Annotated in this window: 9 protein-coding genes; 7 read left to right on the top strand and 2 right to left on the bottom strand. The window is 69.8% G+C overall.

The window, feature by feature from the left end; translation table 11 throughout:
- Nucleotides 1-239: 239 nt before the first annotated feature.
- On the bottom strand, nucleotides 240-2,048 hold the full coding sequence (locus ACE3N6_RS12790) for an acyl-CoA dehydrogenase (RefSeq protein ID WP_374246162.1): 1,809 nt from the start codon (nucleotides 2,046-2,048) through the stop codon (nucleotides 240-242).
- Between the two features lie 126 nt (nucleotides 2,049-2,174).
- Here ACE3N6_RS12790 and ACE3N6_RS12795 point away from each other — a divergent pair, with 126 nt between their 5' ends.
- The 7 genes from ACE3N6_RS12795 (at nucleotide 2,175) to ACE3N6_RS12825 (ending at nucleotide 10,541) form a co-directional block, all read left to right on the top strand.
- Nucleotides 2,175-3,314: an ABC transporter substrate-binding protein gene (locus ACE3N6_RS12795; protein WP_374246163.1), complete on the top strand. Its 1,140-nt coding sequence runs from the start codon at nucleotides 2,175-2,177 to the stop codon at nucleotides 3,312-3,314.
- Between the two features lie 12 nt (nucleotides 3,315-3,326).
- Nucleotides 3,327-5,189 (top strand): feruloyl-CoA synthase, encoded by a 1,863-nt coding sequence (locus ACE3N6_RS12800; protein WP_374246164.1) that lies wholly within the window; start codon nucleotides 3,327-3,329, stop codon nucleotides 5,187-5,189.
- A 57-nt stretch (nucleotides 5,190-5,246) separates the two neighbouring features.
- Nucleotides 5,247-6,005 (top strand): crotonase/enoyl-CoA hydratase family protein, encoded by a 759-nt coding sequence (locus ACE3N6_RS12805; protein ID WP_374246165.1) that lies wholly within the window; start codon nucleotides 5,247-5,249, stop codon nucleotides 6,003-6,005.
- Nucleotides 6,006-6,008: 3 nt separating this feature from the next.
- Nucleotides 6,009-7,259 carry a thiolase family protein gene (locus ACE3N6_RS12810; protein ID WP_374246166.1) on the top strand — a complete coding sequence of 417 codons (1,251 nt, stop codon included), beginning with the start codon at nucleotides 6,009-6,011 and terminating at the stop codon, nucleotides 7,257-7,259.
- Nucleotides 7,260-7,701: 442 nt separating this feature from the next.
- Nucleotides 7,702-8,469: a 3-hydroxyacyl-CoA dehydrogenase gene (locus tag ACE3N6_RS12815; RefSeq protein WP_374246167.1), complete on the top strand. Its 768-nt coding sequence runs from the start codon at nucleotides 7,702-7,704 to the stop codon at nucleotides 8,467-8,469.
- Nucleotides 8,470-8,479: 10 nt separating this feature from the next.
- Nucleotides 8,480-10,042, top strand: coding sequence for an acyl CoA:acetate/3-ketoacid CoA transferase (locus ACE3N6_RS12820; protein ID WP_374246168.1), 1,563 nt, complete (start codon nucleotides 8,480-8,482; stop codon nucleotides 10,040-10,042).
- 76 nt (nucleotides 10,043-10,118) lie between these two features.
- Nucleotides 10,119-10,541, top strand: a complete 423-nt coding sequence (locus ACE3N6_RS12825) for an acyl-CoA thioesterase (RefSeq protein WP_374246169.1) — start codon at nucleotides 10,119-10,121, stop codon at nucleotides 10,539-10,541.
- 5 nt (nucleotides 10,542-10,546) lie between these two features.
- Here ACE3N6_RS12825 and ACE3N6_RS12830 read toward each other — a convergent pair whose 3' ends face one another.
- On the bottom strand, nucleotides 10,547-12,004 hold the full coding sequence (locus ACE3N6_RS12830; protein ID WP_374246170.1) for a TIGR04222 domain-containing membrane protein: 1,458 nt from the start codon (nucleotides 12,002-12,004) through the stop codon (nucleotides 10,547-10,549).
- Between the last annotated feature and the right edge of the window lie 12 nt (nucleotides 12,005-12,016).

Consider the following 12,016-nt stretch of genomic DNA (forward strand, 5'->3'; position numbering starts at 1 on the left):
CGGGGCGTCCGGCGCGGCGATAAAGCAGCTTTTATGCCTGTGAAATCCGCCTGGGCGAATCGCGCTGCCGGCGCGGGTTTCCACGCTTCGGGCGGGCGGAGGGGGCGGGGTGGCCTGCCAGAGTGGCAGGTGCTGGTGTCAGATTGACAAGCCGGCCCGGGGCGGGGCGGCGGGGGGGGGCGGCGCGGGGCGCCGGGCGGGCGCGGTGTAACCGGCCCTGCCCGACCGCCCGGCCGGTGTCAGAAGGCGTCGTCCGGCAGCGCCAGCAGCGGGCTGTTGTCCGACTCCACGGTGATCCGCAGGCCGGCGCTGCAGGGCAGGAGGTGGCTGGCGTAGAAGCTGGCGGCGACGAGCTTCTCGCGGTAGAACGGGTCGCTGCTGCCGGCGGCGATGGCGTCGTGGGCCACCTTCGCGGCCTTCGCCATCAGCCCGCCGCCGATCACCGTGCCGGCGAGGCGCAGGAAGGGTTCGGCCACCGCGAGGCCGGCGGCGGGGGCGGCGCGCATCCGGTCGATCAGCGTCCGGGCGGCGGCGTCGAGGTCGTCGAGGCCGGCGCTGAGACGGGCGGCGATGGCGGCGAGCCGGGCGTCGCCGGTGGCGGCCAGCGCCGCGCCGTCGGCGCGCATCTCGGCCACCAGCCCGGCCAGGGTCTCGCCGCCGTCGCGGGCGAGCTTGCGCCCGGCCAGGTCCGCCGCCTGGATTGCGGTGGTGCCCTCGTAGATGGGGGTGATGCGGGCGTCGCGCAGGTATTGGGCGATGCCGGTCTCCTCCACGAAACCCATGCCGCCGAAAACCTGGATCGCCAGCGAGGTGAGCGCCACCGCGCTCTCGGTGCTCCAGCCCTTGAGCACCGGGGTGAGCAGCTCCACCCGGCGGTGGGCGGCGGCGCGGGCGTCGGGGTCGTCCGACTGGTGGGCGATGTCCTGCAGCGCGGCCACGCTGTAGGCCAGGGCGCGGATCGCCTCGGTGTGGGCGCGCTGCGTCATCAGCATCCGGCGCACGTCGGGGTGGCGCACGATGGCCACCGGCTTGCCGCCCTTCTGGGTGACGTCGGTGCCCTGCACGCGCTCCTTCGCGTATTCCGACGCCAGCTGCCAGGCCCGCTGGGCAACGCCCAGGCCTTCGGTGCCCACCGACAGCCGCGCCGAATTCATCATCACGAACATGATCTCCAGCCCGCGGCCCAGCTCGCCGATCAGGTAGCCGGTGGAGCCGCCGTGGTCGCCGTGCACCAGGGTGGTGGTGGGGCTGCCGTGCACGCCCAGCTTGTGCTCGATGGACGTGCAGTACACGTCGTTGCGCGCGCCGGGCTGGCCGTCGGCGCCCAGGATGAACTTGGGCACGATGAACAGCGACAGGCCCTTGACCCCCGGCGGGGCGTCGGGCGTGCGGGCCAGCACCAGGTGCACGATGTTGGCGGCCATGTCGTGGTCGCCGTAGGTGATGAAGATCTTCTGGCCGCTGAGGCGGTAGCTGCCTTCGGGCTGGGGCACGGCGCGGCAGGCGATGGCGGCGAGGTCCGAGCCGGCCTGGGGCTCGGTGATGTTCATGGTGCCGGTCCATTCGCCGGAGACGAGCTTCGGCAGCCAGCTGGCCTTCATGGCGTCGGAGCCGGCGATGGTCAGCGCCTCGATGGCGCCGTGGGTGAGGGTGACCACGTGGGAGAAGGACAGGTTGGCCGACTTCCACATCTCGCTCACCGCCACCGCCAGCAGGCGCGGCAGGCCCTGGCCGCCGAACTCGGGCGGGCAGGGCAGGGCCATCCAGCCGCCTTCGGCGAACTGCCGGTAGGCGTCGGCAAAGCCGGCGGCGGTGCGCACTTCGCCCTTGCCGTCGGCGCCGGCCAGCCAGCGGGCGCCTTCCCGGTCGCCCACCGGGTTGAGGGGCGACAGCACCTCGCCGGCAAAGCGGGCGGCCTCTTCCAGCACCGCGTCGATCAGCCCGGCGTCGCAGTCGGCGTAGGCCGGCAGGGCGCAGATGGGGCCGCTGCCGACCAGTTCATGAATGACGAAGCGCATCTCGCGCAGGGGGGCGTGGTAGTGGTTCATGGTCTCCTCCGAAATATCACATACGATCTCTTGCAATCCGCGAGTATTGTAAAGTATATTTTGCGTGCGGTTCAAAATCTCATATCTGATACAAGAAACGGGAGCAAATCCCACGGAGGAGACACCATGAAAAAGCACACTGCCCTGCCCGCCCTCGTCCTGATTGCCGCTGCCGGCGTTGCCCAGGCGGACATCAACATCGGCGTGTCCGTCTCGGCCACCGGCCCGGCGGCGTCCCTCGGCATCCCCGAGAAGAACACCTTCGCGATCCTGCCGACCAGCATCGCCGGCGAGAAGATCAACTACATCGTGCTCGACGACGCCACCGACCCCGGCCAGGCCACCAAGAACGCCCGCAAGCTGGTGACCGAAGACAAGGTGGACGTGCTGGTGGGCTCCTCCAGCACCCCGGCCTGCGCGGCGATCGCCGAAGTGGCCAACGAGACCGCCACCCCGCAGGTGGCCATGTGCCCGGTGGACCTGCCCGCCGCCAAGAACACCTGGGTGTTCCGCGCGCCCCAGCACAACTCGCTGATGGCCAAGGCGCTGGTGGGCCACATGCGCGAATCCGGGGTGAAGACCCTGGGCTTCATCGGCTTCAACGACCCCTACGGCGAAGACTGGCTCAAGCAGATCACCGCCGCCACCGAAGCGGCCGGCATCAAGCTGGTGGCGGTGGAGCGCTACAACCGGGTGGATACCTCGGTGAGCGGGCAGGTGCTCAAGCTGGTGGCCGCCAGGCCCGACGCGGTGATGATTGCCGGCTCCGGCACGCCGGCCGCGCTGCCCCACACCACGCTCGCCGAGCGTGGCTACAAGGGCCAGATCTACCAGACCCACGCGGCGGCCAATAAGGAGTTCCTGAAGGTTGGCGGCAAGGCCGTCGAAGGCGGCATCCTGCCCATCGGCCCGGTGGCGGTGGCGGCCCAGCTGCCCGATTCGCACCCCTCCAAGAAGCCGGCGCTGGAATACATCAAGCTGTATGAGGCCAAGTACGGCCCGGGCAGCGTGTCGTCCTTCGGCGCCTACGCCTACGACGCCTACAAGCTGATCGAGAAGGCCGTGCCCGCCGCGCTGAAGGCCGGCAAGCCGGGCACGCCCGCCTTCCGCAAGGGCCTGCGCGACGCCCTCGAGAGCGAGCGCGAGATCGCCGGCGCCCACGGCGTGTTCAACATGAGCGCCAACGACCACTTCGGCCTGGACGAGCGCGCCCGGGTGCTGGTGCGGGTGACCGGCGGCGAGTGGAAGATGATTTCCGGCAAGTAAGGAGCGCGGACGATGACGACAATCATTCGCGATCCCGGCCAGCTGTTCGCGCCGGCCACCGTGACGGTGGAGCACCGGCCCGACGGCAGCCGCATCCTGCGCTCGCCGCTGGCCATCGGCCCGGTGCCGGCCCGGCTGGGCGAGCACCTGGAGCGCTGGGCGGCCGAAGCCCCCGAGCGCACCTTCCTCGCCGAACGCGGCGCCGACGGCGCGTGGCAGTGGGTGAGCTACGCCGAGGCCCTGGCCCGCGTGCGCGCCGTGGCCACCTGGCTGCTGGGGCAGAAGCTGTCGGCGGAGCGGCCGGTGGCGGTGCTCTCCGACAACAGCGTCGAGCACGCCATCCTGATGCTGGCGGCGATGCACATCGGCGTGCCGGTGTCGGCGATCTCCCAGGCCTACTCGCTGGTGTCGAAGGATTTTGCCAAGCTCAAGAGCAACATCGAGCACATCACCCCGGGGGTGATCTTCGTGGAGCACCACGCCCGCTTCGCCCCGGCGCTGGCGGCCATCGCGCCGCTCCACGACGGGGTGGTGGTGGCCGGCACGGCCGGCGGTGCAGGCGAGGGGGCGGTGCCGTTCTCCAGGCTGCTCGAACGCACCGACGCCGCGGCGGTGGATGCCGCCTACGCCCAGGTGAACGGCGACACCATCGCCAAGTTCCTGTTCACGTCCGGCTCGGTGGGGGCACCCAAGGCGGTCATCAACACCCAGCACATGATCTGCTCCAACCAGCAGGCCAAGGCGCAGATCTGGCCGTTCCTCGAAGCCCAGCCGCCGGTGATCGTGGACTGGCTGCCCTGGAGCCACACCTTCGGCAGCAACCACAACTTCAACATGGTGCTGCGCAACGGCGGCACCCTGTACCTCGACGCCGGCAAGCCGGTGCCGGGGCTCTTCGAGACCAGCCTGAAGAACCTGCGCGACGTGTCGCCCACGGTGTACCTCAACGTGCCGCGGGGCTTCGACATGCTGGTGTCGGCGCTGCACGAGGACGAACCCCTGCGCCGGGCCTTCTTCAAGAACCTGCAGGTGATCTTCTACGCCGCCGCCGCGTTGCCCCAGCACTTGTACGACGAGCTGAACCGCCTGTCGCTGGAGACCCTGGGCTTCCAGGTGCCGCTGGTGTCGGGCTGGGGTTCGACCGAGACCGCGCCCCTGTGCACCGACAGCCACTTTGCGCCGGAACGCTCGGGGGTGATCGGCATCCCCATCCCCGGCACCGAACTCAAGCTGGTGCCCTCCGCCGACAAGATGGAGGTGCGGGTGCGCGGCCACAACGTGATGCCCGGCTACTGGAAGCTGCCCGAGCTGTCCGCCGCCGCCTTCGACGAGGAGGGCTTCTACAAGATCGGCGACGCGGTGGAGTTCGTCGATTCGCTGAAGCCCCAGAAGGGCCTGCTCTTCGACGGGCGCGTGGGCGAGGACTTCAAGCTCGTCACCGGCACCTGGGTGCACGTGGGCGCGCTGCGCATGAAGGGCCTCGACGCCCTGGTGCCGGTGGCCCAGGACATCGTGGTCACCGGCCACGACCGGGACGAGATCGGCTTCCTGATCTTCCCCAACATCCCCGAGCTGCGAAAGCTCTCCGCCAACCTGCCCGCCGATGCGTCGGTGGAAGAGCTGCTGCACCAGCCCTCGGTGCGCGCGATGGTCGCCCGGGGCCTCGCGCGGCTCAAGAAGGACGGTGGCGGGTCGGCGGGCTCGGCGGCGCGGGCGATGTTGCTGGTGGAACCGCCCTCCATCGACGCCGGGGAAATCACCGACAAGGGCTACATCAACCAGCGCCTCGTGCTGACGCGCCGCGCCGACCTGGTGCTGCGCCTGCACGCCGACGAGCCGGACCACAGCGTGATCCTGCCGGCCGGGGCGGCCTGAACAACACGCACGAACCGGGAGAACAGCACCCCCGCGTGCCACCACAAGGAAAAGAGCATGAACTACGAAAACATCCTGGTCACCACCCAAGACAGCATCGCCCACATCCGGCTCAACCGGCCGGCCAAGCGCAACGCGGTGAACAACGGCCTGCTGGAGGATCTGGAAGCCTGCTTCGACAGCCTCGGCGCCGACGCCACGGTGGTGGTGATCTCGGGCGAGGGCGCGCACTTCTCGGCCGGGCTGGACCTGTCGGAGCACCAGATCCGCTCGCCGTTTGAAGTGCTGCAGCACTCCCAGTGGTGGCACCGGGTCTTTCAGAAGATCCAGTTCGGCGGGCGGCCGGTGGTGTCGGCGCTGCACGGCGCGGTGGTGGGCGGCGGGCTCGAGCTTGCCACCAGCACCCACGTGCGCGTGGCCGACAAGACCACCTTCTACCAGCTGCCCGAAGGCCAGCGCGGCATCTTCGTGGGCGGCGGCGCCTCGGTGCGGGTGGCCAAGATCGTCGGGCCGGATCGCATGACCGAGATGATGCTCACCGGCCGCCGCTACAACGCCGAAGACGGCTATCGCCTCGGCCTGTCGCACTACCTGGTGGAAGAAGGCAAGGCGCTGGACGAGGCGATGCTGCTCGCCCGCCAGATCGCCACCAACGCGCCGCTCTCCAACTGGGCGTCGATCACCGCTGTTGCCAACATCGGCGACATGTCCATGGCCAACGGCCTCTACACCGAATCCCTCGCGGCCGCCATCGCCCAGAGCAGCGACGAAGCCAACCGCCGCATGCAGGAATTCCTCAACCGGAAGAAAGGCTAAGCCATGGCTTACGAAGACTTTGCCGCCGCCGCGCTGGTCACCCGCTACGACGACATCTGGCTGGTGGCCGGTGCCCGCACCCCGTTCGCGGACTACAACGGCGTGCTGCGGGATGTGAACCCCATCGACATGGGCATCTTTGCCGCCCGGGCGCTGTTCGAGCGCGCCGGCATCCCGGCGGCCGACGTGCAGTCGGTGGTGGCCGGCAACATGGCCCAGGCGGGCTTCGACGCCTACTACCTGCCGCGCCACATCGGCCTTTACGCCGGCGTGCCGGCCACCGCGCCGGCGATGCTCGCCACCCGCATTTGCGGCACCGGCTTCGAGACCATCGTGCAGGCTGCCAACCAGATTGCCCTGGGCAGCGCCCAGGTGGTGCTGGCGGTGGGCACCGAATCCATGTCGCGCAACCCGGTGGCGGCCTACACCCACCGCGCCGGCTTCCGCATGGGGCAGGTCGAGTTCAAGGATTTCCTGTGGGAAGCCTTCACCGACCCGGCCACCCGCCAGGGCATGGGCAACACCGCCGAGAACGTGGCCCAGAAATACGGCATCACCCGCGACGAGGTGGACGCCTACGCCGCCCAGACCTTCGCCCGCGCCAACGCCGCGTGGGATGGCGGCTACTTTGCCGATGAGGTGGTGCCGGTGACCAACGCCGAATTCGCCCTCGACGGCTACCAGAGCCGCTTCCTCAAGCTGGCCGACCGCAAGACGGTGTTCGAGCGCGACGAGCACGTCAAACCCACCCCCCTTGAAACCCTGCAAAAGCTCAAGCCCGCCTTCAAGGGCGTGCAGACCGGCGGCAACAGCTCCGCCATCGTCGATGGCGCCGCCGCGGTGCTGGTGGCCTCCGGCGCCTACGTGCGCGCCCACGGCCTCAAGCCCCTGGCCCGCATCGTCGGCGGTGCGGCGGCCGGTGTGCCGCCCGAGATCATGGGCATCGGCCCCGCCCCGGCGATCCGCGCCGTGCTCGCCAATGCCGGCCTCAGCCTGGGTGACGTGGGGCGGGTCGAGATCAACGAAGCCTTCGGCGCCCAGTACCTGGGCTGCGAGCGCGAGCTGGGCCTCGACCGCGACCGCGCCAACACCCGCGGCGGCGCCATCGCCATCGGCCACCCGCTGGGCGCCTCCGGCATGCGCCTGACCCACACCGTGTCGCGCCAGCTGCACCTGGACGACCAGCAGTTCGGTATCGCCTCCGCCTGCGTCGGCGGCGGTCAGGGCATGGCGATTCTGGTGGAGCGGGCGTAGCCCGTATTGACCCCAGCGCAATGCGCTTGCGTCGGTTCAGCAAAGGCTCGGTGCTCGTCAAAAGCCCGTCTGAACCTTTGATCCGCACAGCAACAGGCGGGCCCTTCCGGCGCAGCTGTCTGAGCCCGAAGGGCGAGTTCTGCGCCGGCCGCCTGTTGCGAGCAGCGCAGGGCAGTCGGCCGCAGGCCGACCGGTGAAGCCGGGTCGCCTTCTTTGCTTCCTTTCTTGGCGAGACAAGAAAGGAAGTCGCCCGCCGGGGGCGGAGGCGGGGTTTCGCGGAGCACTGCTCCGCGCCGCCGCAGCCGGCCGGGTGTGCAAACCCGGCCGTGGAATGGGGCCCCGGCCAACGATGACCTACAGCAAGGCACCGGGCAACACCGATTGCCCCAACAACAAGATCACACCTCCGGCCCCAAGCCGGACGAAGGAAGGAGACAAGCACATGCACATTCAGGATTCCGTTTTCATCGTCACCGGCGGCGCCTCGGGCCTCGGCAAAGCCACCGTCCGCAACCTGCACGCTGGCGGGGCGAAGGTCGTGATCGCCGACGTGGGCGTCGACAAGGGCGAGAGCCTCGCCGCCCAGCTTGGCGAGCGCGTTGCCTTCATCAAGACCGACATCACCAGCGAGGCCGACGGCAAGGCGGCGGTCGAGCTGGCGGTGAGCCGCTTCGGCGCGCTCCACGGCCTCATCAACTGCGCCGGCGTGGGCCCGGCCTGGAAGGTGCTGGGCAAGGACGGCCCGCATCCCCTCGACAGCTTTGCCCGCACGGTGAACATCAACCTGGTGGGCGCCTTCAACATGGTGCGGCTGGCGGCGGCGGCGATGGCGGCGGGCACGCCCAACGCCGAAGGCGAGCGGGGCGTGATCGTCAATACCGCCTCGGTGGCGGCGTTTGAAGGCCAGGTGGGCCAGGCGGCCTACGCGGCGTCCAAGGCCGGCGTGGTGGGCATGACCCTGCCCATCGCCCGGGAGCTGGCTCGCTCGGGCATCCGCGTGAATGCCATCGCGCCGGGGCTGTTCCTCACCCCGATGATGGCCGCGCTGCCCCAGGACGTGCAGGATTCCCTGGGCAAGGCGACGCCCTTCCCGCCGCGCCTGGGCCGGCCGGACGAGTTTGCCCAGCTGGTGCGTTCCGTCGTCGAGAACGCGATGCTCAACGGCGAGGCGATCCGCCTCGACGGCGCCGTGCGCCTGTCGGCCAAGTAAGGGGGCGGCGATGGCACGAATCATTGCGCCCTCCGACGTGGGGCATCTGGTCAAGAACGGCGCCACGGTTTACTGCACTGGCATGGGCCTCGCCGGCTTTGCCGAAGAGGCGGTGCTGGCGATCCGCGAATCCTTCGAGGCCACCGGCCACCCGCGGGATATCACCCTCTACCACGCCACCGGGGTGGGCAACGGCAAGGATCGCGGCGTGCATCACTTTGCCCGCGAAGGCCTGCTCAAGCGCATCGTCGGCGGGCACTTCGGCGTGGGTGGGCCGGCGCTGATGCGCCTCATCATGGAAAACAAGATCGAGGCCTACAACCTGCCCCAGGGCGTGCTGGTGCAGCTGCCCAAGCAGATCGCCGGGCGGCGGCCGGGTTTTCTGACCAAGGTGGGCCTGGATACCTTCGTCGATCCGCGCATCGAGGGCGGCAAGGTGAATGCGTCCGCCACCGAGGATCTGGTGGAGGTGGTGCATCTGGATGGCGAGGAGTGGCTGTACTACCGCAACCCCAAGGTGGATGTGGCGCTCCTGCGCGGCTCGTTTGCCGACGAGAACGGCAACGTGTCGATGGCCCGCGAGGGTGTGCTGCTGGAGTCGCTGTCCATCGCCCAGGCGGCGCGGGCCAGCGGCGGCATCGTGATCGTGCAGGTGGAGCACATCGTCAAGAACGGCACCCTGCACCCGAAGGAGGTGAAGATCCCCGGCATTCTGGTGGATTACATCGTGATCGGCCGGCCGGAGTATCACCTCCAGACCATGAACACCTACTTCAACCCGGTGTACGCCGGCGACATCAAGGTGCCCACCCGGGCGATGCAGCCCCTGCCGCTGGACGAGCGCAAGATCATCGCCCGCCGGGCGGCGATGGAGCTGAAGCCCGGCGCGGTGGTGAACCTGGGCATCGGCATGCCGGAGGGCGTGGCCTCGGTGGCGGCGGAGGAGAAGATCGAGCACCTGATGGCGCTCACGCTGGAAACCGGCCCCATCGGCGGCGTGCCGGCGGCGGGCTTCGATTTCGGCCACGCCTCCAACGCCGAGGCGGTGGTGGAGCAGCCGGCCCAGTTCGATTTCTACGACGGCGGCGGCATCGACGTGGCCTTCCTGGGCCTCGCCCAGACCGACGGCCAGGGCAATGTGAACGTGAGCAAGTTCAGCGGGCGCCCGGTGGGCTGCGGCGGCTTCATCAACATCACCCAGAACGCCAAGAAGGTGGTGTTCTGCGGCACCTTCACCGCCGGCGGGCTGGAGATCGGCGTGGAGGGCGGCCGGCTGAAGATCGTGAAGGAAGGCAAGAGCCGCAAGTTCATCGAGCAGGTGGAGCAGATCACCTTCAGCGGCCACTACGCGGCGAGCATCGGTCAGACGGTGCTGTACGTCACCGAGCGGGCGGTGTTCCAGCTCACCGCCGAAGGGGTGGAGCTGCTGGAAGTGGCGCCGGGCATCGACATTGAGCGCGACGTGGTGGCGCACATGGCCTTCCCGCCTATCGTGCGCGACGTGCAGTTGATGGACGCGGGCCTTTTTCAGCCCCAGTGGGGGCGTCTCTCCGAGCGGATCGGCGGCCGCTGAGGCCGCCGTGGTGGTATCGGCTCGTTGATGCGGCTCGCCGGGCAACCGGCGGCCGCTTTTTTTTGAGGAGAACGGAATGGCGCGACGCCACATCCATCGGCTGCGGGTGGCTTTCGTCGATTGCGACCCGGCGCAGATCGTGCATTTTTCCAACTACTTCCGCTGGTTCGACACCGCCAGCCGCGAGTTCTTCACCGCCTGCGGCGTGCCCGGCTGGCGCGACACCGAGCGCGAATCGGGCATCATCGGCACGCCGCTGGTGGACGCCCAGGCGAGCTTCCGGAGCCCCGCCACCTACGGCGAGGACATCGAGATCGAGAGCTGGGTGGAAGGCTGGGGCGGCAAGAGCTTCACGATGCGCCACGTCGCCCGGCGCGGCGACACGGTGCTCGCCGAAGGGCGCGAGGTGCGGGTGTTTGCGGTGCGGGAGTCGGTCGATCCGCCGGTGATCCGCGCGGTGGGCGTGCCGGCCGACATCCGGGCGCTGTGCGAGGGGTGAGGGCGTCAGCCGCCGCAGCCGCCACAACCACCGCCGCAGCCGCCATCTCCACCGTCGCCCCCGTCCCCGCCGGAGGACGATGAGCTGGGCGGCTGCAGGGCGGCCTTCAGGTCGGCCAGCGCGTTGTCGGCCAGCGCACTCAGCCCGAAGAGGGCCAGCGCGTTCATCAGCATCGGGTCGAGCTGCCCGATGGGCTTGTTTCGTGGCACCCGCACCCGAGCCTGTTGCAGCGCGTGGCGGCCCGCGCCGCTGAGCCGGGGCGGCCTGAGCAGGTACAGCGCGAGCCCGCCCGCCGCCAGCGTGAGCAGCGCGACGAAGAGCACCGGCTTGCCCTGGATCATCCCGTGCCACCACCGCAGCCCGCCCGCCACGGCCACCCCGGCCAGGGTCGCCGCGCCGCCGAGGGCGGCCAGCAGCCCGGGCAGGCGGCCGGGGATCAGCCCTTCGGCCTTGAGCGCTCGGTGCAGGTCGGCGATCGCCGCGTTCAGGTCGGGGCTCAGGCGTCGGGCGTGGATGGTCTTGCCGTAGGCCACGTTGGCGAACAGACCTAGCTCAATCGGGTGGGCGTCGGCAGGTGGCGGCTGGATGGCTTCCCAGCGTAGGTTGCCCTCCGGGAAGGCGATGCAGCCCTGCTGGTGCAGCCGGCTGGCGGCGGTTTCCAGCACCCGTCGTCGGCGGCCGGTCAGGTAGGCCAGGGCGTAAAGATCGAGCCGGCGGAAGCGCGCGTCGCCGGGCGTGGCGCTGCCGGTGAGGACGCGTCGCAGCCCCGCGGCCAGCGCCACGCCGGCCACGATCATCAGCAGATACACGAACAGGAAGGTGCCCGGCCCCGGGCTGCCGGGCAGGGATGAATCCACGAAGCGCGCGCAGCCCGAGAGGCTCATCGCCGACGCCAGCGCCACCGCCGCACTCCGGGCCCAGGCCAGTAGCGGGCGCAGGCGGCCGGGCAGATCGAGGTGGGGCAGCACGCGGTGGGTGCGCAGGTTGACCCGCTGGAAGCGTCCGCCGAAGCGCACCGCCGGCGCCGGCCACAGATCCTGGGGCGGCACCTCGCCGAAGACCCGCTCGTAACTCGCCAGGGTGTGCCGGTAAAGCTGGTTGTAACGCGCCGCCTCCTCCGGCCCGCCGTCGCTGGGCTGGTGGTGCAGCGGCCGGCCGAGCACCCGCGGGCAGAAGTCGTCCCAGTAATCGCGGCTGTACTGCAGGTGGGCGTGCCACACCTGATCCACCTCGTCCGACGGGGTGACGGTGTGCCCGGCCACCATCGCCAGATACGCAAAGCGCCGGTATTCGTCGATGGCCCGCCGGGTGAAATCGGCCGTCCAGCCGTTTTCGAGCTGGAGGCGCTTCGAGAGGGGATGGGCGGCGCCGGGTCGATCCGGCGACCACTGCTGAAGCCGCAGCCACAGATCGCGGGCGGCAGGGGAGTCATAAGCCATGTTGTTATTGTTGTTATCGCTCATGCCGGAAATCGT

Source organism: Zoogloea sp. (assembly GCF_041904905.1).
GTDB lineage: Bacteria > Pseudomonadota > Gammaproteobacteria > Burkholderiales > Rhodocyclaceae > Zoogloea.

Coding starts and splice junctions, on each gene's coding strand:
- ACE3N6_RS12790 (WP_374246162.1), bottom strand. CDS start 2,048: ATGAACCACTACCACGCCCCCCTGCGCGAGATGCGCTTCGTCATTCAT.
- ACE3N6_RS12795 (WP_374246163.1), top strand. CDS start 2,175: ATGAAAAAGCACACTGCCCTGCCCGCCCTCGTCCTGATTGCCGCTGCC.
- ACE3N6_RS12800 (WP_374246164.1), top strand. CDS start 3,327: ATGACGACAATCATTCGCGATCCCGGCCAGCTGTTCGCGCCGGCCACC.
- ACE3N6_RS12805 (WP_374246165.1), top strand. CDS start 5,247: ATGAACTACGAAAACATCCTGGTCACCACCCAAGACAGCATCGCCCAC.
- ACE3N6_RS12810 (WP_374246166.1), top strand. CDS start 6,009: ATGGCTTACGAAGACTTTGCCGCCGCCGCGCTGGTCACCCGCTACGAC.
- ACE3N6_RS12815 (WP_374246167.1), top strand. CDS start 7,702: ATGCACATTCAGGATTCCGTTTTCATCGTCACCGGCGGCGCCTCGGGC.
- ACE3N6_RS12820 (WP_374246168.1), top strand. CDS start 8,480: ATGGCACGAATCATTGCGCCCTCCGACGTGGGGCATCTGGTCAAGAAC.
- ACE3N6_RS12825 (WP_374246169.1), top strand. CDS start 10,119: ATGGCGCGACGCCACATCCATCGGCTGCGGGTGGCTTTCGTCGATTGC.
- ACE3N6_RS12830 (WP_374246170.1), bottom strand. CDS start 12,004: ATGAGCGATAACAACAATAACAACATGGCTTATGACTCCCCTGCCGCC.